Consider the following 20,216-nt stretch of genomic DNA (forward strand, 5'->3'; position numbering starts at 1 on the left):
AAGGATTGATGCTCGAACAGGTATTAGGGACTGTTGGGCCACGCGTCACTTCCGGCGCACCCCACCACCATGTAGGTAAGGCAATTCCTACGTAGATTTTGAGAGAAGGCTGAACCATGTCAGGTGCTGTACCTGGATACGTCCACATCTCCCAGCGAGGCCGCGCCGCGAAGCGTCAGGCCGTCCAGCCCCATCGTCCCGCCGCACCTGCCGCAACGTTGCGTCCGATGACATTCTCCGCGGGGGATTCCTCCCCCCACAAGAATGCTCAGGAGAACGAGGCTCGCGGCTTCGTGCTGTACGTGGGTCTGAATGAAGAGCTCGCCGCCGCAAACGGTACCTCCCTGGTGCGCATCGTTCAGGATCTGCGCACCTACGCCCACCACCTGGCCCCCGAATCTGAGTCTTACGCCGCCGTGGCGCTGGCTCCCGTGAACGCCGAGGGTAGCGACCTTGAGGTGGTCCGTAACGCGCTGGGTGATCCGACCGCCGTGTACACCTACCCGGAGGCGAATACCTCCCGCGAGGCGGAGGGCATGAACGGCCACTCCTCGGGTGTGCTGATTGACCTGGCTCGCCGCGAGGTGTTCCTGGACGGTGAGCCGCTGATGCTGACCTTCAAGGAGTTCGAGCTGCTGGCCCACCTGGTTGAGAATAGCTCCCGCACGGTTGGCCGCGAGGAACTGCTGAAGGCCCTGTGGAGCTCGGGTGACGAGCACCCGCACGAGCGCACGATTGACGTTCACATTCGTCGCCTGCGTTCGAAGCTGGGTCGCCTCTCGGGTACCGTGCGTACGGTGCGCGGTCAGGGTTACCGCTTCTTTGAGCACCCCGAGGTCGTCGTCTGGGCGGCCCCGGAGTACTCCATCTAAGCTTGTAGTTTTAGGGTGCACCCCGGTGCGCCGGCCCCGTGCCGGTGTGCCGGGGTTTACTCATGCCCGGGTGGCGGGTGCGCGGGATGTATCGGCGCGCTCTGGATAAAATGGGTGTATGGCTGAGAATTCTTCCAACACTGCATCCGGCTCGCACCGTAGCGGAGCTAAGCGCCTGATTATTATGCGCCATGCGGAGGCCGATTGGGGCCTGAACGATTTCGACCGTCCCCTGACCAAGCGCGGTCACGAGCAGGCTGCCGCCGCGGGTGCCTGGCTGGCTTCGCGCGGCTATATTCCCGAGCAGATTATGTCTTCGTCGGCGTTGCGCACGCGCCAGACGACCACCTGGGTTGCGGACGGCCTGGGTTCGAAGGCCCCGACCGCGCATCTGGATGAGGGTCTGTACGAGGTTTCGGCCGCCCGCATCATTGCGCGCATTAACGGCGTTTCAGAGAACGTTCATTCGCTGATGGTGGTGTCGCACCTGCCCGGCGTGCAGGATGCCGCGCAGCGTCTGATGAGCCCCGACTCCGATCCGAACGCGTCGATGGATGTGTACTATGGCTTCCCGCCGTCCTCCATCGCGGTGTTCGAGGTGCCGGGGGAGTGGGCCCTGCTGGATGGGGCGGATGCGCGCCTCGTGGACTTCAAGAGCTTCTAGGTTGTGCGCCCGATGAAACGGGCATAGTAAAAGCCCCGTACCAGCCGGTACGGGGCTTTCAGTGGCGGAGACGGGGGGATTTGAACCCCCGGTCGAGTTTAACCCCGACCCTTCATTAGCAGTGAAGTCCATTCGGCCGCTCTGGCACGTCTCCACGGTGCGCTCGTGAGCGCATCCCTATAAGAATATAGGCTGTTTTGCGCTTGGTCAATTCGGTAGGGGCCTCGCGTGAATTAGGCGTGTTGCTCAGGTAGGCGAGGCGTTTTGCCCCAAACCGGCTGAGCCGACGGGGATTTACTCCGTGGGATACAGACCGTGCACATTGAGGCTTAGACGCATTTTCGATACACTACACTCCATCCAAACCGATAAATCGGGAGTTCTCTGGAGCGTGCACGTATCGACCGATACGGACGTGCCGGAGTGCCCCCATCACTCAGCGAATCGAGGAATCATGTCTGAAAACCCCAACAACCCCCAGCCCCAGTTCAACCAGGACCCCCAGTTCAGCCAGCAGGCACCCCAGTTCAATCAGCAGGCTCCTTACGGTGTGCCCGTTCAGACCCCTGAGCAGCTGGCTCAGGCGAAGAAGGCAAAGACCCTGTCGATTGTCTCTCTGGTGAGCGGTATTGTGAGCTTCTTTGTCCTCGGTTTCATCCTTGGTGCTGTAGCTATTGTGACCGGCCGCCTGGCTATGAATAACCCCGAGCTGAAGAACCGCGGTATGGCTATTGCCGGTACTGTTCTGGGTGTCGTCAGTATTATTTTGCTGGTCGCTCTGAAGATTTTTGTAAAGCAGTAAGATTGAAGCTATCTGCAGTAGCCTCATGATTTGAGGAAGCCCGCGAGCGCCCCGTGCGCACGTGGGCTTTTGCATGCTTGAGGGGGCATTGCCGGGATAAGCGTGGTGTACGCAGCCGAAGCGTGAATATAGCTGCCGCTTCGGTGATAGGCTAGGAACAACACGGGCCAACGCCGACCAACCACAAAGGTGAGATGCCATGTCTCAGAATCCGCAGGGTTCAAACCCTGAAGACTCCGACCCCGAATACAACCAGCTGAACGAACAGCTCGCTGAGCCGTCTGCGCAAGAGGTCCAGGACTCGTCCGGCCAGCCTGCGATGCTGCCCGAGGATACCGTGCAGAAGATCATCGGGCGGGTTGAGGGTGAGCGGGCCGCTCAGACTTCCCTGGTGCTCGGTCTTGTCAGCCTGGTTTGCCTGGGTTTTATTGCCGGCGTGCCTTCTTTCATCATGGGCTATATCGGTATGTCTAAAGCGAAGGAAGCGGAGCGCCTGGGCGTTTCGGCTGTAGCGGGTCGTCGGATGAGTCAGATAGGCGCCTTTATAGCTTTCCTCATTTTCTTCTGCACGTGTGTCTTCACGCTGATGGGGATTATCGGTTCCCAGAGGGTTGCTAGCTATTCCCCCTATTAAACTTCCGGGTTGGTCGGTATCTTAGCCCCGGGCGGGCACCATGAAGGTGCCTAATCCTCGCCGCCGAAAACAGACCATAGATATCGGGGTGTCCCCCTAAATACCTATCGCGTATATAAATACTGAAAGATCGTGGTTATGATGTCTCAGAATCCCCAGCCTCAAGAGCCGGACCCGTTCGACTACAATCCCGCGTACAACCAGCTCTACGAGGGCCGCGATGCCGGGCAGAGCGCGGGCGGCGGAGCGCGGAATGTTCCGGCTACCTACAAGCCTGCCGGGGCGTACACTCCGCCTCCTGCCTACCCGGAAAGCGTCCCGGGAAATATCGTCACGTCCCCCGGCTTTCTGGAGGAGGGCCAGAAAGCGGCACAGCGTTCGTTGACGTTTGGCATTATCAGCGTGGTGCTCATTCTCCTCATGTATTGGATTCCCTACTCCACCCTCGGATCAATTATTCTGGGCGCCCTGGGAATTTCGGCCGCGCGAGACGCGGAACGCCACGGTGTGCCGGCAAAGGCGGGGCGCATCCTCAGCTGGATTGGCGTGGTCCTGCCCATCGCCCTGACGGTCTTTGCGATTATTGCCCTCCTATCGCTCCTTTTCACCCTGAAGGGATAGCCGAGTTAGCGGTTCGGCTGGCCGAGACTTCTGGAACCGAGCCCACCATCTTTTGTCTGCAACATGTAGAAGCCCCGTTTCTCGAATTGAGGCGCGGGGCTTTACGCATATTCGCGGAATCCCGAACTAACGCTCGAGGTGTCTTGCGCGGGTCAGAATGACGGGTGTAGTTGCCCCCGTTCCGTTGATAGGCTAGGGTGAATATTGTTTAACACACACCTGCCGCACGAAAGTGAAACGCCATGTCTCGGAATCCGTGGGGTTCTGACTCCTACGATTACAACCCGGACTACAACCACCTGAACGAGCAGTACGATCAGAACAGCCAGTATGGCCAGTATGAGCAGGGTTCGTACGGTCGGTACGGGCAGAGCTCTTACGATCAGTATCCCTATGACCCGTACGGCCAAGACCTATATGGTCAGAATCAGTACGACCCGTACGGTTACCAGTATGACCAGCCCATGATGGCCCCAGCCGGCTTTCTGCAGAAGACCCCCGAGCAGTTTTTTGGTGAGAAGGCTGCCCAGACCTCCACTGTGCTCGGCGTTATCGGCTTGATCTGTATCGCGACTCTCAATTGGTGGCTGTTCGGTCTGCCCTCCCTAATTCTGGGTGTTATCGGTATTTTCAAGGCGAACGAGGCGGAACGCTACGGTGCCGTTGCTTCGGCAGGCCGCATCTTGAACTGGATTAACGTAGCTGTTGGTGGCATATTCCTGGTGCTTTTCGGCGGAGCTCTTCTGCTGGCGCTCATGCTGGCTCTTTCGGATTCTGCCGCTAATTCAGAGTTGGTTGATGCCGCGAAGATGCTGGCACTTCTCTAAAAACTTTGCCCTTCTCGAAAAGAAAAAGCCCCGCTCCTCACAGTGAGGAGCGGGGCTCTGCTGTGTATATGCCGTATGTTTGGTGAAATCGGCTCGACATGCTTGTTCCCTCTGATGGGAAGGTCTAGGGTGAAGGTAACACCCGGTATTGAAAGGTTGTGAATGCGATGTCGCAGCTACCCCAAAACAACGAATCCTTCGATTACAACCCCGAGTACGCCAATCTTTACCGGCAAAATGGTAACGGGCAACCCATCGTTGGTTCCGCAGGGGGCCCACTGCAACCCGCGAGTGGGTTCCCGAGTCAGGAAACCGGGAGGAGCGCCGAGAACCTCTCCTTGCTCTTCGGTATCCTCAGCTTAGTGTGCATCCCGGGTATTCGATGGACGCTGTACGCTATCCCCTTCTCACTGATACTGAGTGTTTTAGGTATCTGGCAGGCGCGAGTGGCACGACGGCACGGTGCGCGCGCTACCGCGGGCATGATTCTCAGCGCGGTGGGTATAGTCGTTGTCCTTCTTCTCGTTGCCCTCATCATATTGATTCTGAACGCTTTGTCGGGCATCCACTAATCACAGCGGCTCGATGTCGAGCCTAAATGCTCTCTCAACCCGATAGGCACTTAACACCCGGTATTGAAAGGTCATGGATGCGATGTCGCAGCTACCCCAAAACAACGAAGCCTTCGATTACAACCCCGAGTACGCCAAGCTTTACCAGGAAGATGACAGCGTACAGTCCGACGCTGATGATATGGACGACAGGCTGCTACGTGCAAGCGAGCCCCCTTCCAATGTGCGGAGGGCGCAAGCCGGTGAAAGAGCAGCGAACTTCTCCCTGCTTTTCGGTGCCCTCGGCCTGCTATCTTTCTTCATAGGGTTTTGGTGGTCTGCCTATGGCATTGAAATCGGTATACTCATGGTCATCGTCGCACCATTCCTGAGTATCTTAGGTCTCCGGCAGGCATTCGTGGCACGACGGCACGGTAAGCACGCCATCGGGGGCATGATTCTCAGCGCGATGGGTATAGTCGTTGTCCTTGCTATCCTCGCCCTCATCATAATGATTCTGAGCGCCTTGTCCGGATTAAATGATGCAGGCCCGTCGAGGATCCTGAACGCTCTTATGCTGTACTGGAACTAGCCTCGAGATAAATGCAGAAAAGTCCTGCCCCTCATTGTGAGGAGCAGGACTTTTCTGTGTATATGCCGTATGTTTCGGCAGGTGGAGCCTGACATGCTTGTTCCCTCTGATGGAAAGGTCTAGGGTGAAGGTAACACCCGGTATTGAAAGGTTGTGGATGCGATGTCGCAGCTACCTCAAAACAATGAAGCCTTCGATTACAACCCCGAGTACGCCAAGCTTTACCAGGAAGATGACAGCGAACAGTCTAGCCCGGATGCTTCTGACGAACAGCTACTATCCGCAAACGAGTCCCCGGATGACTCTCCGGATGGTTCTCCGGATGAGCCCGCAGATCAAGCGGTCGGTAAGGGAATGGCGAGCTTCTCCATACTCTTTGGCTTCCTCGGTCCCCTGTCTTTCTTCCTAGGGGGTTGGCTAATTGTCCAAGGTTTTGGAGAAAATGGTACGCAGGCAGTTATCTTTTCACCGTTGCTGAGCATCCTGGGTCTCTGCCTGGGGATCTCGGCAAGACGGCACGGTGCTCGTGCCACCGGTGGTCTGGTTCTTAACGGTCTGGGGATATGCTTTTTCCTCTGTATTGCCTTCCTCATCATGATAATTGCGAACGCGTTGTCGGGTATTAACTAACGGCGCCCCCGGTAACTCGGAACGGCGTATGCAAAGAGCCCCGCTCCTCGAATTGAGGAACGGGGCTTTTACCCTCCGCCCGTGAGGCGGGGGAGATGCATGAACGCGGATGGTAAGGGATTTGAACCCTTGAGACGGGGTTACCGCCTACTGGTTTTCAAGACCAGCTCCTTCGGCCGCTCGGACAACCATCCTTGCGCTCCAGAGACCGGCATTTTATCTCAACGCCGTGCCGCAGGGCACTACGAGATTATCTCATGCGATAAGCTTTCTGTAAATCGAGTGCCGATGAGGGCACATCCGCTCAGGAGGAGGGCTCATGCGAGCAATTATTGAGGAAAACCACGGCGGTCCCGAGGTGCTTCGGGTCAGCGAGATTCCCGCCCCCGTTCCCCGTTCGCGTGAGGTGCTCATCCGCGTTCGCGCCGCCGGCATCAACCGTGCGGATGCCCTGCAGCGCCGCGGATTCTACCCGCCCCCTCCTGGATCAAGCTCCATCTACGGCCTGGAAGTGGCCGGGGAAATCGAGGCCGTTGGCGAGGGGGCATCCGTCGAGAACTGCGGTCGTCCCGTGATGGCTCTGCTCCCCGGAGGTGGGTACGCCGACTACGTGACGGTTCCGGTGGACCTGCTGCTGCCGAAGCCCGAGAACCTGAGCTTTGAAGAGGCCGCGGCGCTACCCGAGGTGGCCGCCACGGTCTACTCCAACCTGGTACTGACCTGCGGCATGAGCATGGATCCCGCCGAGAACCTGCGCGAGGACGGGCAGAGCGCCACGGTGCTGGTGCACGGCGGCACCGGGGGCATCGGGGTGCACGCCATTCAGGTGGCACTGGCCGCGGGAACCCGCGTATTCGCCACGGTTGGGACCGAAGAGAAAGCGGAGTACGTACGCTCGCTGGGTGCTGAACCCATCGTGTATCGGGAACATTCGTTCCGGGATGTCGTTCTGTCGGAGACCGGCGGGCGCGGCGCGGACTACATCCTGGACGTCGTGGGCGGGCGGTACTTTGAGGATAACCTGCACACCCTCGCCGACGGTGGGCACCTGTGCATCATCGGGTTGCAGGGCGGACGAAAGGCCGAGCTGGACCTCGCGTACGCACTCACGCACCGGCTCTCGGTGCACGCCACGAGCCTGCGCAGCCGCCCCGAGGCCCAGAAAGCCGAAATTCTGCGCGGCGTGCGCGAGCAGATCCTCCCGCTGGTCGAGTCGGGTCGCATCGGCGTGGGTCTTGACCGGGTATTCCCCCTGGAGGCCGCGGCCGAGGCGCACGAGTACTTTGATTCCGGTCTGCACCGCGGCAAGGTGGTGCTGCGGGTCGATTAGAAAGGTTTCCGCGGGGTGCGGAGAAAACCTTGTTGCCGTGCTCCGCGAAACGTGACATAAATGCTCATATTTCCCTGACGAACCGTCACCAAAAGAAGATTTAGGGTAACCTAAGTATAGATGGGTTTGTGGCTCGCCGCGGAAGGTGATGCACGCATCCGACGCTCACCGGCCGCGAGCGACTCCCACCCGATAACCGTTCACGGCACACACCTAACGTAGAGGAGGACTCATGGGACTCAAAAGCTACCTGCAATCGCGCCGAGACGACGCCGAGCTCGGCAAGGGCATCTGGCGGCGCTCCCACGACCGCTTTATTCGCGGCATCGACCGATTCCACCAGGTGCTCGAGCGTCTGGCGGGCACCGAGTCCTCCGCCTCCATGATTGAACTCATCGTGCCGGACGCCAACGAGCTTGCCGACCTCATCCCCCGGGTGCGTGCCGTGGCCATGGAGGCCCACCGCCTCGCCCCCAGCGACGGCGATATCCCCGCCTCGCAATTCGGCACCTACTCCGACCTCAACCGCGCCCTCTCCAAGGCCGGCAACGCCGTGGCCCTCTGCGCCGAGGCCCTGGCCATGGCCCGCTGCTTCGGCGAGTGCACCACCGGATGCGACCGCCAGGTGAGCGTGCACCGCCGCGTTGAGACCGTGGTGCAGCACGTGCAAGAGGCCGAACGTCTGATTCGCCGCGCCCAAAAGGAAGCGGCCGGCGAGCTGACCTTCGACGACGGAATCCCCGTGGGACGGACCGAACTCGTCGAGGCCTAGTGGTACGTCAGTTTGATGCTCCACCGGGCACACGATACGCTTAAAAGAGAGGTGCATGACACCCCGCAAGCGGTTCAGTCACAATGGAGGTGACGATGGTACGCAATCGAGAATCGCAGCTCGGTCCAGGCCCTCTACGGCATAACCAATGCATTAACGATTGACGGAAGAAGTCACACACCATGTTTGAATTCCATAGGAACGAGCGCGCGCGCCAGCTGCGCCCCAGCCTCTCCCGCTCCTGGTTGCTCGTTCGCGCCAACGCCAGCGAAGACGTTTTTGAGCAGGCCTTCGAATCCGAGGCCGATTCCATCATTATTGACCTCGAGGACGGTTGCCCGCCCGAAGAGAAGGACGCCGCCCGCGAACAGGTCGTCCGCATGCTGAACTCCGGCGTGGTTGCCTGGGTTCGTATCAACGCCATCACCACCGAGCACTGGTGGAAAGACGTCAAGGCCCTCAAGAGCGTGAAGGGTTTGCGAGGCGTCATGCTCGCCACCGCCGAGCACGCCACCGACATCGACCGTACCTCAGCTGAGCTGCCCGCCGGTACCCCCATCATCGCGCTGATTGAATCGGCCCTGGGTGTGCACCACTCGGTCGAGATTGCTCGCGCCATCGGCACCTTCCGCCTGGCCTTCGGCGCGGGCGACTACCGCCGCGACACCGGTTCCTCCGCAACCCCCATGGCCCTGGCCTACGTGCGTTCGCAGTTGGTCATCGCCTCCACCCTGGGTGGCCTGCCCGGCCCCATCGACGGCCCGACCCTCGGCGCCTACGGCGGGGACCTCTCCAAGGCCTGCGGCTTCGCGAGCGACCACGGCATGACCGGCAAGATCACCCTGGATATCCGCCAGGCAGAGACCATCAACGCGGCCTTCTCGCCCAGCGAGGTTGAGATTGAAGAGGCCCACCAGATGCTCGACGTGCCCATCGACGGCCCCCGCGACGGCTCCTACCTGCCGCGCTACCTGCGCGCCAAGAAGGTCAAGGAACTCGCCAAGGTCTACGGCCTGTGGGGCAAGACCGACAGCGACATCCAGCGCGCATCCAAGTAACGCGCCGGCCCTATAGCGAAGGCCGCGCATCCGACCCCTCGGAGGGATTCGGACGCGCGGCCTTTGGTTTAACGCTCCGGCCACCGACCGGCGGACGGGCTTGGCGACTAGTTACGCGGGGAACGGCCGCCCGTAAGGGCGTGCGCGGCAACGTAGGACGTCGCCAGGGAAATCACGATGGGCACCAGGAACGAGGTGTCGTCCTCATAGACGGCGCGGTAGAAGAACCAAACCGCCAGCGAAATCACGAGCGCCAGCACGTAGACGATGGCGAAGCGCACGGTGGGGGTGAACGGGGCGCGCTGCGAGGAGCCCTTGCGGGCGGAGGTGCGGGACGAAGACATGAGGCCTCCCGGGATAGAGCGAGCTGTCGGACGCCTCGGAACGGGGCCGGGGCCTCGCATGCCGAAGACGATACTAAAAACCGCCGCAACACACCGGAAACCGGCCTTGTTACGGCGGATGTGGAGCCCCCAGTGGGATTCGAACCCACGACCTTTTCTTTACGAGGGAAATGCTCTACCCCTGAGCTATAGAGGCACATACGCTACCTGCCGCGTTAAGACGGGCTTTCCGCGGAACAGTGCATACCCCGCAATAGTACCAAAAAGGCGGGGGAGAGGCGAATCATCGCGTTGCTACGGCGGCTCCGCGCAAGAGCCCCGCGCGGACGCGTCATGCACCCGCCGCGTCGGCGGGATAAGATGAACCTAAGCGTTATCCGTGCGCCCCGGCACCGATTCTTAGGAGGAATACCATGACCTCACCCTTTACCCGCCGCGCCCTGCTCATCGGCGCGCTTCCCGCCGCCGCACTGGGCCTGAGCGCCTGCGGCTCATCCCAGGCCTCCTCTACCGCCTCCGCGAGCGGCTCGGCAGGCGGCTCAGCGAGCGCCACCTCGGAGAGCACCGCCGCGGCATCGGCGAGCGCATCCGCAAGCGCGTCCGCTACTCCCTTGAGCTCGGCTTCGGAGACCGCTTCCGCATCGGCTACCGCGGATGACGGCTACGTCGGCTTCCGCCTCAACCGCGAAGTACCCGGCGCGGGCACCGCAACCCTGTACACCGACTTCCAGTGCCCCTACTGCGCCAAGGCAGAGCCGAAGTTCGAGGAGGCCGCCAAGAAGCTCGACGGCGTGCTGAACGTGACCGCCCGCCACATGCCCCTGAGCATGCACGCCAACGCCGTGCCGGCCGCCCTGGCCGTGCAGGCCGCAGAAGCGCAGGGTAAGCACCTCGAAATGGCCGATAAGCTCTTCGCCACCCAGAACGACTGGAAGAACATCAAAGAACGCGACAAGCTGCGCACCCTCTTCAACGACTACGCCAAGGAACTGGGCCTGAACGTCGAAGAATTCGACAAGGTCCTACTCGCCTCCGACACCGTCAAGCCCATCCAGCGCGACTACGAGCACGCCGTCAAGATTGGCGTGAAGGGAACCCCCACCTTCGCCGTGAACGATAAGGTCATCGAGGGCCTGGATTCTTCCTCCTCGGTGGACGACCTGGTCAGCACCTTCAAGCGTGAAGCTGGCGTGAAGTAGTGGCACACATTCAGCTCTCCGGCGGGCAGCGCGCCGAAATTCACCCCGACGGGTTCAGCGACCACGGCCACGTCCTCGAAATCGGTGGCGCCGAGCAGTCCCACGTGGATACCGCGGATCCCTCCTACGTGTTCTACGAGTACCTGCGCCGCATCGCGAACGCGGTGGATGCGCTCGCCCCTGCTGGCGAGCCCATTACCGCCGCGCACCTGGGCGCCGGTGCGCTCACCCTTGTGCGCTATATTCAGGCGACCCGCCCCGGCTCACGCCAGGTTGCCGTGGATATTGAACCCGAGCTCATGGGCTTCGTGACCGACCGGCTGCCGCTACCCGCCGGTACCGACTGCCGGCTCGTGGTGGGCGATGCCCGCGAGCAGCTGGCCCACCTGCCCGAACTGCTGGGCGTGACCGGCTTCGACGCGATTATCCTCGATATTTTCACCGGCATGGATGCACCCGCACACCTGGCGAACCGCGACTTCTACCGCGAACTCAAGGACGCCCTGAGCGAGCGCGGCATGGTCGCGGTCAATGTGGGTGACGATGCGGGCTTGCCCTTCTTCCGCCTGCAGGCGGTAGACATGCTCGAGGTTTTTGACCACGTGTGGTGCCTGTGCGAAAGTTCGATGCTCAGCGGCGAGAACGAGGGAAACCTCGTACTGATCGGTACCTCCCGCGAGCTGGACGAGGACACCCAGGACCTACTGTACGCAATGGGACCGCATCCGGCGGAGGTGCTTACCACCGACGAGCTGCGCGACCTGCTGGACAGCCTGGAGGCTTAGGCGCGAGATTTAGACCGTTGAGGCGGGTACCGACCGGGTACCCGCCTCAACGGTTTTCTATATGCCGTGCACCGGCGACCCCGGGCCGTCGCCCGCGGGCGGGGCCTATTCGGGCAGCGGCATGGGAACGGGCTCCTCGCCCTCATCCTGCTGCTTGGAAGAGCCGCTCTGCGCGGTGGTCAGCGTAATGCCCACGCTCGCCGTCATGAGCAGGCAGATCGCCACCCAACGAATCGGGCCCGTCTCCTGGTTTAGCAGCGCCCAGCCGGCAATCGCCGCGATGGCGGGCTCCATGCTCATCAACACGCTAAACACCTGCTGCGGCAGGTTGCGCAGGGCCATCAGCTCCGCGCTGTAGGGAATCACCGAGGCGAACATCGCGGTACCGAAAATCATGAGGAGTAGCACCGGGTCCTGAGCCGCATTCCACAGCGGCTGGGATGCCGGAACAACCGCCGCCACCGGGGCAATAAACGCAGCACCAATAAGCATCGCCACCGCCAGGCCGCTCGCACCCGGAACCAGGGCACCCACCTTCGCGCTAGAGCGAATATACAACGCCCAGAACACGCCGGCAATCAACGCGAACGTCAGACCCAGGTAGTCGGTATCCGTGCCGACCGCCGCCTCGTAGCCGAGCACCAGCATGCCCGCCAGGGCGCAGAGGACCCACACCGCGTCGCGCATCCTGCGGGTCAGTAGGGACGCCAGCGCGAGCGGGCCCAAAAACTCCACCGCCACCGCCAGGCCGATGGGGATACGGTCAATCGCGCAGTAGAAGAAGCCGTTCATCATGCCGAACGTTAAACCGAAAATCACCACGGCACGCCACTGCTCCTTCGACCAGGACAGCGGGCCCGGAGGCATCGTATCGCCGCGGCGGGCACGCCAACGAGCAGCCAGCCACACGGTGCTACCCACCACAATGGAAGCAATCGCCAGACGGCTCACGCTCACGGCAAGCGCGCCGAACAGCGGGAAGAGCGTCACCGCGAAGGCCGCGCCGAACTGTAGCGACGAGCAGGACATCAAAACAAACATGATGCCTAGGGCAGGGCGTTGGTGCGCGGTATGCTGCATGGCTCTCCTCGGGGTACCTCGTAAATCGGCGGTGCTTGTGCGGGTTCTCGAATGGGGGGCAGGGTACGAGCTTAAACAGTGCACCCCCGGGCACGAGATACTATCCTACGTGCTACCCGGGGGTGCGAGAAAGAAGAGACATGCTCTCCAGCGCAATATTCAGCTGGGCTCTCTACGGCTACCTAGAGGCCCTTCGCCTCACGGTCGGCCCTAATCTGCTCGGCCGATGGAAGCGTAATGGAACTGGTCGCCATCTGTGCGATGTCCACCGCGTGCGCGTCCACCGCGCCGGGGAGGTAGCGATCCATCTCCTCGCTATCACCGCGTTCCTGGGCCCGTTTTTGGGCGCGGGCGTGCGAAATGGAGATGCCGATACTCGCCAGCACCAGCAGCGAGATGGCCAGCCAGCGAACCGCATCCGTCGGCTCGGCCAGCATAATGACGCCCACCAGCGCGGCAATCGCCGGTTCCAGCGAAAGCACCACGCTGTAGATGTGCGCCGGCAGCAGGCGCAGGGAAGAGACCTCGCCCAGGGCCGGGATGGCCGAAGCCAGCAGGCCCATCAGGCAGCCAATAGCCAGCAGGTTCACATCCTGGGTGACCTTCAGCAGGTTGTTGCCGCTAATAAGGAACGGGAACGGCAGAACCAGCAGGGTAGAGACAACGTTACCCATGACCATGCCGCCCATACCCGGGATGAGCGCGCCCACCTTCTCCGTCGCCAGGATGTAGGCGGCACGCGAAATCGCCGTCAGTACCGCGAAAAACACGCCCACCAGGGCAAAGTCCTCAGGCTTGGCCTGTGATTCGGCCGTCAGAATCGCCATGCCGCTAAAGGACAGGGCAATCCACACCAGGTCCAGCTTGCGGCGGGACATAACGGTCGCCAACACCAGCGGGCCCATAAACTCGATCGCCACGGCAATCGCCAGCGGAACCTGCTCAATCGCCACGTAGAAGAAGGCGTTCGCGCCGGTAAGGGCCACGCCCAGCACGATGACCGCGGTCCACTGCGCGCGCGTCCACGCGAGAATATTCGGGCGGAAGAACACGTACAGCAGGATGGTGGAGGTCAGCAGACGTAGCGCCACCACACCCCAGGGCCCCAAATCACCCATGAGCTGCTTCGCGAGGGCTGAACCGAATTGCGCGGAAATAATCGCGCCGGTCGCGTAGGCGACACCCAGCCCCTGAGTGGCCAGGGGAGAACGCGCAGCCGTGGGCGTGCTGGCGGAAGAAGTCATGGTAATCCTTTACAGCATGAAGCGTAAGCAAGTATCGGCGGTACAGCCCAACCCGAATCGCCGTGAAACGGGTCACGCATTATGCAGACAATGAATAGTGTGTAACCTAGGACAATTTTACGCGGTTTAAAAAAGGGCGCAAATGAATGGGAAGCGATTTCAGAAGCGCCGCCGCACCCGGCCGGACGACCGCGCTCAAGCCCTCGGTGAACTCAAGCCCTCGGTGAACAAGGCTCTTCCAGCCCGCCGGAAGGCCCGCCCGTTCAGGAAATATTCACCCGACCGTGCTTTACTAAAGACATGATTGACCCGAAGAAGTCTCTATTCGATGAGGACGGCAACCCCCGCCCGGCGTTGACCACCACCCTCGATAACGTCCTGCGCCTGCAACGACCGCTCGCGCTGTCCATCGTCAAGAAGCTGCGCGAAGCGCACCCCGACGAAACCCCCGCACAGATTCACAAGCGCCTCGACCGCGCCTACCTGCGCGACATCACCGCCATCGGTGGCGTGACCGGCGCATCCGCATTCGTGCCCGGCGTCGGCACCATTACCTCCATGAGCCTCTCGGCGCTCGCCGTGGGCGGTTACATGGAACGCACCGCCCTCTACGCCCAGGCCGTCGCCGAGCTGCACGGCGTGCACGTGCACGACCCCGAAACCGCCCGCTCCATGGTCATGGCCATCATGCTCGGCGAGGAGGGCTCGCAGCTCATGAACACCGTGCTGCTGCAGACCGGTAAGGCAAGCGGCGTATCCAATAAGTGGGGTATGCTGCTGGGCAATTCCTCCGGCGGCAAGATGTTCAGCGTCGAGCGCACCATCCGCAACCTGTTCATTCGTCGATTCCTCTCGCGTCAGACCGGCGCGCTACTCGGCCGTGCCCTGCCCTTCGGCGTGGGTGCTGTGGTCGGCGGCGGCGCAAACCTGGCTCTCGGCAAGGATGTCGTGCGCAACACTCGTAACGCTTTCGGCGACGCCCCGGCATACTTCCCCACGGAGCTCATGATTACCCCGCGCGCGCCGCGCGTAAAGTCCGAAGAGGATGAGTCCCCGGAGAGCACCCGCGGCGAACGAGGCCAGCTCGTGGATAAGGCCGGTTCGATTCTCAAGGGTGCGGGCAAGGTCGCTAGTAAGGCTGCCGGAAAGGTCTTCACCCGTGGCAAGGGCCACGACACTGAGACCGAAAACCGCCCTATGCTCGAGCGCTAAAACCCTCGCTGGTTAGCAGACATAGCAAAGCCCCAACACGCTGAAGACCCCGGATCCCTGAACTCAGGGACCCGGGGTCTTCAGCGTTAAGACCGGCGCTCAGCCGATGCTACCGACTACGCGTTCTTCGCGTGATCGAGCAGCTGAGCCGCAATGCCGTTGTAGGTGTGCGGGGTCAGGTTCGACAGACGCTCCTCGGCCTCGGGGGAAAGGCCCAGGGTTGCCACGAACTCCTTGAGGCGAGCCGCATCCACGCGGTGACCGCGGGTCAGCTCCTTCAGACGCTCGTAGGGGTTCTCCATGCCGGGAACGCCCGCGATAGCCTCTGCGCGCATCACCATCTGGATTGCCTCGGCCAGAACCTCCCAGTTGGAGTCCAGGTCGGCAGAAATCACGTCGGCCGCGATGTCCAGGCGGTTCAGGCCCTTCACCACGTTCGAGATGGCCAGGACCGAGTGACCGAAGGCCACGCCGATGTTGCGCTGAGCCGAGGAATCGGTCAGGTCGCGCTGCCAGCGGGAGGTCACCAGGGTCGAGCCCAGCGAATCCAGCAGGGCGTTGGAGAGCTCCAGGTTAGCCTCCGCGTTCTCGAAGCGAATCGGGTTCACCTTGTGCGGCATGGTGGACGAACCGGTCGCACCGGCCACCGGAATCTGGCGGAAGAAACCAATCGAAATGTAGCTCCACACATCGGTGCAGAGGTTGTGCAGCACGCGGTTGAAGTGCGCGATATCCGAGTACAGCTCGGCCTGCCAGTCGTGCGACTCAATCTGGGTGGTCAGCGGGTTCCAGGTCAGGCCCAGGTGCTCAACGAAACCGCGAGAAATCTTCTGCCAATCGGCGGTGGGCACCGAGGCGTAGTGCGCGGCATAGGTGCCGGTCGCACCGTTAATCTTGCCGAGGAACTCGGTTGCCTTCACATGCTTGACCTGGCGCTTCAGACGGTAGGCGAGCACGCCCATCTCCTTGCCCAGGGTGGTCGGGGTTGCGGGCTGGCCGTGGGTGCGCGAGAGCATGGGAACCTCTCGGCCCTCCTCAGCCAGGTTCAGCAGAACCTCAATCAGCTCCTCGGCTGCGGGGATCCACACGTTCTGCACGGCATCCTTGATGCCCAGGGCGTAGGAGAGGTTGTTGATGTCTTCGGAGGTGCAGCCGAAGTGAACCAGCGGCACCAGGTGGTCCAGGCCCAGGCCCTTCAGACGGCGACCGATGTAGTACTCGACGGCCTTTACGTCGTGAACGGTCACGGCCTCAATCTCGGCCAGCTCGGCCACGGATTCGGCGTTGAAATCGGTCACGATGGCGCGCAGGCCCTTCTTCTGCTCCTCGCTCAGCGGGGACAGGCCCGGCAGCACCTTGTGCTCGCACAGGTAGATGAACCACTCGACCTCGACGTGGATGCGGTCGCGGTTCAGCGCCGCCTCAGAAAGGTAGTTCGTCAGGGGTGCGGTGACGGAGGCGTAGCGTCCGTCCAGAGGGCCCAGAGCGAGTTCGCCGGTGCCCAAATCGATACGGCCAGAAGGCAGGATGGTGTTATTGGTGTGAGACATAACTCCATTTTCGCATGGATCGCCGGAAAATGCGGGCGGGGTGCGGGGCGGTGGGCGGTTGGAGGGCGCTCTGGATAGTGGTTTGGGCGAAGGCCCAGACTGCGGTCCGGGTGGTGTCGGGGATGGTCCGGGCGGCGCTCGCCGCGGGCGCGCCGACTCCAACGGGTGGGCGCTTTTTCGGTTCCGAAGCGGTTTCGGAGTGGCTTCGAGGCAATCTTTGCGCGGAAATATGACGGCGGCGGAAGCTGTGGATAAAGCATTTTGCGGGTTCTGCAGCTCAAATCCGTGCGGATTTTTCGTTTTGTGGGGTCGCTATCCACAGGCGGCTAAAAGCCGGGGGAGCAACGCCGGCCCGCCCATAGGCTGGAACCAAAGTCCACCCGCTAAGCCGGTATCCGTAACCGGCTCCTCCGAAAGGACGCGCCGTGCCCACCTTCGTCGATTCCACACCGCCATCTGCGCCTCCGGGAACCCCCAACCCGCCCAGCACCGCGGATATTCTGCGTGCCGCCGGCCATATGGGCATCGGCTCCGCGGCCGGACGCGCGTTCGCCGCCTCGCTCCTCGCGGCAGCCGCCTTGGCTCGCACCAAGGGTGCCGAGCTTTCCGCACGCATGCGCGCCGAGGCCCACGAGATACAGGGGGTCTACGCGCGCACCGGCGAGCTCGGAACAGAGCACTGGGCCTCGGAGGCGGGCCGCGCCTTCCGCAGGCAGCTCGAAAGGCACCGCGACAGTATTCGAGACAGGGCACAGATTGCCGAGAACGCGGCGGCCGATATTGCCGCCGCCGCCGAAGAGCTCGCCGCCGAACTGACCGCCAAGGCCCAGGCCGTTACCGCCGCGGCCGGTGCCCTCGACAGCCTTCTCGGGTCCCTCGCGGATACCGCCGCCGATATCCTCGACCCCGGAAAACTGGAGGACCTCGTGGCCCGCCACGCGGGGTCCGCGCAACACGAGCTTGATTCCCTCATGCACGTCAGCCTCCCCGAGGGGCTCAACGCGCTCGTTACCCGCCAAACCGGCTATTAGACCGCCGCTCACCGCTAGTCGCCGCTAGGAGAACCCATGACCAACGCAACGTACGCCCTTCCCGTCGAGGGGAGCGGCTCGGCCCCCACCGGGGCGACCATCACCGTCACCCTGGAAGAGATGCCCGCCATCGCCGATTCTCTCACTTACGCCAGCCAGTGCTGTGCCGAACGCCCGATACCCATTTCGAGCATTGGCGCAGAGACGATGCTCTTTCTCGGGGTCAACGCGCGCGCCCGTCTGGCCAGCGGCCAGTGCACCATGCTGGCCGCCGGAATGGGCCAAAGCGCCGCCGATCTGGTGGCCACGGCGGTGGCCGTGCGCCTCGCCCACAGCGCCTACCTGCAGGTCGAGAACATGGTGGCCGGCTGGTTTGAATCGCTCGGCATCACCCAGGACGGTAAGCTGCCTGACGGTCAGACGGTGCGAACCCACATCCGCGGCGCCCTAGCCGGCGACCCCGACGAGGTCCGGTACCTTATCCGGCTGACGCTGCCCGAGCTCGGGTACTACAGCGCATCAATAGCAATGCCCTATTCACCCCTCGTCGCGGCGGTACTTTTCGGAGCGACGGCCTATCTTGACGCCCGACTCAACCCCGAGATTGCCCGCCGGCGAGTGGCTGGACGGCTGTCCAGGATTACCGGAATTCCCGCGAAAATCATTGAGAAATTCATCGGGAAGGCCAAACTATCGGTGGAGAAGGCGAATACGTGGCGGGACGTGGGCAGCACGGCACACAACGTGCGTACCGCTTCGGCTGATGAGTACGGGGTTGGTGCGCACCGGGGAGAGAAAAATCAGCTTTCCGTAGGCTCCAGCTCGGAACGTTTGCAGGCGGCCGCCAAGGCTCAAGACCAGGAATTCGAGCGTTCTCAGCAGGACCCGACGAAGGGTGAACGCGGTGCCGTGATGGTTACCGTCATGTACGAAGAAGGCCACGAGGGCGATCCCTCCTACGCCCTGTACGTGGTGAGTATTCCGGGCACTAACTTTGACTCCTGGGGTGGTTCTCCCATGGACCCTGCGGGTGCTGTGCGTGAAACGTTAGGTGAAGATACCACGAGGAACCCCGCCTATCGGATGGTTCTGCAGGCTTTGCGTGATGCCGGCGCACCGCAGGGGGCCCGCGTGTACCTGGAAGGGTTCAGCCAGGGAGCCATGATTGCCTACAACATGGCTAATAGTTTCGAGGTCGCCAAAGAAATCAACATCGTCGGTATCTACGCCCAAGGTGCTCCGCTACGAGGTTTGCCCGCCAAACGCCGAGACTTCGCCGTGGATTATGTAGAAGGTGAAGGCGATATCGTCCCGGATAGCGCGGTGAGGCCTGAAGGAGGTTGGCGTCCTGACGACCGTGATACATCAATCACCGTCCAGAACTCTGTACACCATGGCGAGAAATACAGAGAAGCCCTAGACCGCGAAGGGTATAGCAACGCGGTACCCGGGGGCATCCGTGCGGCGATGGATGGTAAGGAATACGTGCTAGGGGAACAGAAGGTTACCTCGGGTTCTGCTATGCCGGATGGATACAGCCTAGCTGAGCGGAGGGACGTAACGATCTCACGTATCGGAATCTACTCGCGTCAGGCCTACAAATCGGGAGTTAGGTTTGACGAGAAGGGTGTAGACGAAGCGATTGAACATGGAACAGGCGGCATGGTTAAGGGCGTTCAGGACGCCAAAGATAAGGGAGAGCGAATCCAAAAAGCAGCCCAAGATACGTGGGAGAGCGCCGAACGGCGTCTCCCTCACCCGGACCCTAAACCGCCGCAGGAGCCTCAGAACCCGAAGCCGACCTGGCCCGAGATGCCTGCACCGCAGACGCCTAAAACACCTCCCCTGCAGGGATACGACCCGCAGAATGTTCCGCCCGCCATCAACTTGCCGGCAGACCTGAGCGGCCCGGAGCCTGCCCCCATCAAATTGCCTGCCCGAGTCGAGCCGGAGGGTCCACCACCCCCGGCAGATTTGCTCCCGCCGGACCTTCTGCCAGAGCCCGCAGGCTCACAGGCAAACATCGGAAAGGTTATTAATCAGCCAACCATCGATGACCTGCCACTCCCTAAAATTGGTTCTGCGTTCGGGGGCACATTCCTCGGGCCCCGACAGGGCGGGGACTACGATGGCGGGGAATCGCTTACCCCCGACCTACCAGAGTTGAAGCCTGTTCCCATGCCCGTGGCGCCGGCCGAGGACATCGACCCGGGGTTCCGCACGCCGATTCCTCCCGAGGAGACCGACCCGGGGTTGATACACCCCGCACCGGAGCCTCGGCGCGCCGTCACCGTTGAGCGGGAGCCGGTATTTGCCTAGTGGGGAGCCCGGCCGGTGAGGTGGCGGAGACCGGCATGGGGATGGCTCGTCCTGTCCCCATGCTGGTCTTCATCCCGGTGGCACTGGCTCCGCGGCGCT

20 protein-coding genes and 3 tRNA genes are annotated in these 20,216 nt (G+C 62.0%); 16 read left to right on the forward strand and 7 right to left on the reverse strand.

The features are described 5' to 3' along the window. Window positions 1-116 precede the first annotated feature (116 nt). Window positions 117-872 (forward strand): winged helix-turn-helix domain-containing protein, encoded by a 756-nt coding sequence (locus AC3E6W_RS01005; protein ID WP_070681057.1) that lies wholly within the window; start codon window positions 117-119, stop codon window positions 870-872. A 118-nt stretch (window positions 873-990) separates the two neighbouring features. Continuing rightward, window positions 991-1,536 (forward strand): SixA phosphatase family protein, encoded by a 546-nt coding sequence (locus tag AC3E6W_RS01010; protein ID WP_049333435.1) that lies wholly within the window; start codon window positions 991-993, stop codon window positions 1,534-1,536. 62 nt (window positions 1,537-1,598) lie between these two features. On the opposite strand, the gene AC3E6W_RS01015 is transcribed toward AC3E6W_RS01010, so the two are convergent. Continuing rightward, window positions 1,599-1,690 (reverse strand) — tRNA-Ser (locus AC3E6W_RS01015). Window positions 1,691-1,990: 300 nt separating this feature from the next. On the opposite strand from AC3E6W_RS01015, the gene AC3E6W_RS01020 reads away from it, so the two are divergent. From AC3E6W_RS01020 to AC3E6W_RS01045, 6 genes are all read left to right on the forward strand, one after another. Beyond that, complete coding sequence (locus tag AC3E6W_RS01020; RefSeq protein WP_049345921.1) at window positions 1,991-2,338, forward strand: DUF4190 domain-containing protein; 348 nt, start codon at window positions 1,991-1,993, stop codon at window positions 2,336-2,338. Window positions 2,339-2,537: 199 nt separating this feature from the next. Then, window positions 2,538-2,972, forward strand: a complete 435-nt coding sequence (locus AC3E6W_RS01025) for a DUF4190 domain-containing protein (protein WP_306539372.1) — start codon at window positions 2,538-2,540, stop codon at window positions 2,970-2,972. A gap of 138 nt (window positions 2,973-3,110) precedes the next feature. Continuing rightward, entirely contained in the window at window positions 3,111-3,593 is a 483-nt protein-coding gene (locus AC3E6W_RS01030) for a hypothetical protein (protein ID WP_485110386.1), read from the forward strand. 242 nt (window positions 3,594-3,835) lie between these two features. Next, on the forward strand, window positions 3,836-4,420 hold the full coding sequence (locus AC3E6W_RS01035) for a DUF4190 domain-containing protein (protein WP_490652116.1): 585 nt from the start codon (window positions 3,836-3,838) through the stop codon (window positions 4,418-4,420). A gap of 654 nt (window positions 4,421-5,074) precedes the next feature. Then, entirely contained in the window at window positions 5,075-5,563 is a 489-nt protein-coding gene (locus tag AC3E6W_RS01040) for a hypothetical protein (RefSeq protein ID WP_490652117.1), read from the forward strand. Between the two features lie 162 nt (window positions 5,564-5,725). Continuing rightward, window positions 5,726-6,193 carry a hypothetical protein gene (locus AC3E6W_RS01045; RefSeq protein ID WP_490652118.1) on the forward strand — a complete coding sequence of 156 codons (468 nt, stop codon included), beginning with the start codon at window positions 5,726-5,728 and terminating at the stop codon, window positions 6,191-6,193. Window positions 6,194-6,299: 106 nt separating this feature from the next. Here the strand turns inward: AC3E6W_RS01045 and AC3E6W_RS01050 are convergent. After that, window positions 6,300-6,387 (reverse strand) — tRNA-Ser (locus AC3E6W_RS01050). Window positions 6,388-6,512: 125 nt separating this feature from the next. Between AC3E6W_RS01050 and AC3E6W_RS01055 the strand changes: the two genes are divergently transcribed. The 3 genes from AC3E6W_RS01055 to AC3E6W_RS01065 all read left to right on the forward strand — a co-directional run bounded on the left by AC3E6W_RS01055 (window position 6,513) and on the right by AC3E6W_RS01065 (window position 9,353). Beyond that, complete coding sequence (locus tag AC3E6W_RS01055; protein WP_313968396.1) at window positions 6,513-7,523, forward strand: NAD(P)H-quinone oxidoreductase; 1,011 nt, start codon at window positions 6,513-6,515, stop codon at window positions 7,521-7,523. A 232-nt stretch (window positions 7,524-7,755) separates the two neighbouring features. Further along, window positions 7,756-8,295 (forward strand): hypothetical protein, encoded by a 540-nt coding sequence (locus AC3E6W_RS01060; protein WP_049331442.1) that lies wholly within the window; start codon window positions 7,756-7,758, stop codon window positions 8,293-8,295. 182 nt (window positions 8,296-8,477) lie between these two features. Further along, window positions 8,478-9,353, forward strand: a complete 876-nt coding sequence (locus AC3E6W_RS01065; RefSeq protein ID WP_070649985.1) for an HpcH/HpaI aldolase/citrate lyase family protein — start codon at window positions 8,478-8,480, stop codon at window positions 9,351-9,353. Between the two features lie 107 nt (window positions 9,354-9,460). On the opposite strand, the gene AC3E6W_RS01070 is transcribed toward AC3E6W_RS01065, so the two are convergent. Together AC3E6W_RS01070 and AC3E6W_RS01075 are read right to left on the reverse strand one after the other, a co-directional pair. Continuing rightward, entirely contained in the window at window positions 9,461-9,697 is a 237-nt protein-coding gene (locus AC3E6W_RS01070) for a hypothetical protein (protein ID WP_049331448.1), read from the reverse strand. A 121-nt stretch (window positions 9,698-9,818) separates the two neighbouring features. After that, window positions 9,819-9,893, reverse strand: a tRNA-Thr gene (locus AC3E6W_RS01075). A 217-nt stretch (window positions 9,894-10,110) separates the two neighbouring features. On the opposite strand from AC3E6W_RS01075, the gene AC3E6W_RS01080 reads away from it, so the two are divergent. Further along, window positions 10,111-10,896 carry a DsbA family protein gene (locus tag AC3E6W_RS01080; protein WP_490652119.1) on the forward strand — a complete coding sequence of 262 codons (786 nt, stop codon included), beginning with the start codon at window positions 10,111-10,113 and terminating at the stop codon, window positions 10,894-10,896. Next, window positions 10,896-11,681, forward strand: coding sequence for a spermidine synthase (locus AC3E6W_RS01085; RefSeq protein ID WP_490652120.1), 786 nt, complete (start codon window positions 10,896-10,898; stop codon window positions 11,679-11,681). Before AC3E6W_RS01080 ends, AC3E6W_RS01085 begins: the two co-directional genes overlap by 1 nt. A 105-nt stretch (window positions 11,682-11,786) precedes the next feature. Here AC3E6W_RS01085 and AC3E6W_RS01090 read toward each other — a convergent pair whose 3' ends face one another. Together AC3E6W_RS01090 and AC3E6W_RS01095 are read right to left on the reverse strand one after the other, a co-directional pair. Continuing rightward, window positions 11,787-12,722 (reverse strand): EamA family transporter, encoded by a 936-nt coding sequence (locus tag AC3E6W_RS01090; protein ID WP_490652121.1) that lies wholly within the window; start codon window positions 12,720-12,722, stop codon window positions 11,787-11,789. 221 nt (window positions 12,723-12,943) lie between these two features. Then, the gene (locus tag AC3E6W_RS01095; protein ID WP_070681094.1) at window positions 12,944-14,005 is read right to left on the reverse strand and encodes an EamA family transporter; all 1,062 of its coding nucleotides are present in this window, start codon (window positions 14,003-14,005) and stop codon (window positions 12,944-12,946) included. A gap of 300 nt (window positions 14,006-14,305) precedes the next feature. Here AC3E6W_RS01095 and AC3E6W_RS01100 point away from each other — a divergent pair, with 300 nt between their 5' ends. Then, window positions 14,306-15,217: a di- and tripeptidase gene (locus AC3E6W_RS01100; protein WP_490652122.1), complete on the forward strand. Its 912-nt coding sequence runs from the start codon at window positions 14,306-14,308 to the stop codon at window positions 15,215-15,217. Window positions 15,218-15,333: 116 nt separating this feature from the next. Here the strand turns inward: AC3E6W_RS01100 and purB are convergent, their stop codons facing one another. After that, a complete protein-coding gene (gene purB, locus AC3E6W_RS01105) occupies window positions 15,334-16,767 on the reverse strand; it encodes an adenylosuccinate lyase (RefSeq protein WP_490652123.1) in 1,434 nt (477 codons plus the stop codon). A 425-nt stretch (window positions 16,768-17,192) separates the two neighbouring features. On the opposite strand from purB, the gene AC3E6W_RS01110 reads away from it, so the two are divergent. Next, window positions 17,193-17,798 carry an ABC transporter substrate-binding protein gene (locus tag AC3E6W_RS01110; RefSeq protein WP_490652124.1) on the forward strand — a complete coding sequence of 202 codons (606 nt, stop codon included), beginning with the start codon at window positions 17,193-17,195 and terminating at the stop codon, window positions 17,796-17,798. Between the two features lie 36 nt (window positions 17,799-17,834). Continuing rightward, window positions 17,835-20,117 (forward strand): extensin, encoded by a 2,283-nt coding sequence (locus AC3E6W_RS01115; protein WP_490652125.1) that lies wholly within the window; start codon window positions 17,835-17,837, stop codon window positions 20,115-20,117. Window positions 20,118-20,216: the final 99 nt, after the last annotated feature.

The organism is Rothia sp. SCPM-O-B-18226 (M350) (genome assembly GCF_058213595.1).

Excerpts from the sequence above, each read along its gene's own strand:
- AC3E6W_RS01005 (WP_070681057.1), top strand. The coding sequence starts at position 117 with ATGTCAGGTGCTGTACCTGGATACGTCCACATCTCCCAGCGAGGCCGC.
- AC3E6W_RS01010 (WP_049333435.1), top strand. The coding sequence starts at position 991 with ATGGCTGAGAATTCTTCCAACACTGCATCCGGCTCGCACCGTAGCGGA.
- AC3E6W_RS01020 (WP_049345921.1), top strand. The coding sequence starts at position 1,991 with ATGTCTGAAAACCCCAACAACCCCCAGCCCCAGTTCAACCAGGACCCC.
- AC3E6W_RS01025 (WP_306539372.1), top strand. The coding sequence starts at position 2,538 with ATGTCTCAGAATCCGCAGGGTTCAAACCCTGAAGACTCCGACCCCGAA.
- AC3E6W_RS01030 (WP_485110386.1), top strand. The coding sequence starts at position 3,111 with ATGATGTCTCAGAATCCCCAGCCTCAAGAGCCGGACCCGTTCGACTAC.
- AC3E6W_RS01035 (WP_490652116.1), top strand. The coding sequence starts at position 3,836 with ATGTCTCGGAATCCGTGGGGTTCTGACTCCTACGATTACAACCCGGAC.
- AC3E6W_RS01040 (WP_490652117.1), top strand. The coding sequence starts at position 5,075 with ATGTCGCAGCTACCCCAAAACAACGAAGCCTTCGATTACAACCCCGAG.
- AC3E6W_RS01045 (WP_490652118.1), top strand. The coding sequence starts at position 5,726 with ATGTCGCAGCTACCTCAAAACAATGAAGCCTTCGATTACAACCCCGAG.
- AC3E6W_RS01055 (WP_313968396.1), top strand. The coding sequence starts at position 6,513 with ATGCGAGCAATTATTGAGGAAAACCACGGCGGTCCCGAGGTGCTTCGG.
- AC3E6W_RS01060 (WP_049331442.1), top strand. The coding sequence starts at position 7,756 with ATGGGACTCAAAAGCTACCTGCAATCGCGCCGAGACGACGCCGAGCTC.
- AC3E6W_RS01065 (WP_070649985.1), top strand. The coding sequence starts at position 8,478 with ATGTTTGAATTCCATAGGAACGAGCGCGCGCGCCAGCTGCGCCCCAGC.
- AC3E6W_RS01070 (WP_049331448.1), bottom strand. The coding sequence starts at position 9,697 with ATGTCTTCGTCCCGCACCTCCGCCCGCAAGGGCTCCTCGCAGCGCGCC.
- AC3E6W_RS01080 (WP_490652119.1), top strand. The coding sequence starts at position 10,111 with ATGACCTCACCCTTTACCCGCCGCGCCCTGCTCATCGGCGCGCTTCCC.
- AC3E6W_RS01090 (WP_490652121.1), bottom strand. The coding sequence starts at position 12,722 with ATGTTTGTTTTGATGTCCTGCTCGTCGCTACAGTTCGGCGCGGCCTTC.
- AC3E6W_RS01095 (WP_070681094.1), bottom strand. The coding sequence starts at position 14,005 with ATGACTTCTTCCGCCAGCACGCCCACGGCTGCGCGTTCTCCCCTGGCC.
- AC3E6W_RS01100 (WP_490652122.1), top strand. The coding sequence starts at position 14,306 with ATGATTGACCCGAAGAAGTCTCTATTCGATGAGGACGGCAACCCCCGC.
- purB (WP_490652123.1), bottom strand. The coding sequence starts at position 16,767 with ATGTCTCACACCAATAACACCATCCTGCCTTCTGGCCGTATCGATTTG.
- AC3E6W_RS01115 (WP_490652125.1), top strand. The coding sequence starts at position 17,835 with ATGACCAACGCAACGTACGCCCTTCCCGTCGAGGGGAGCGGCTCGGCC.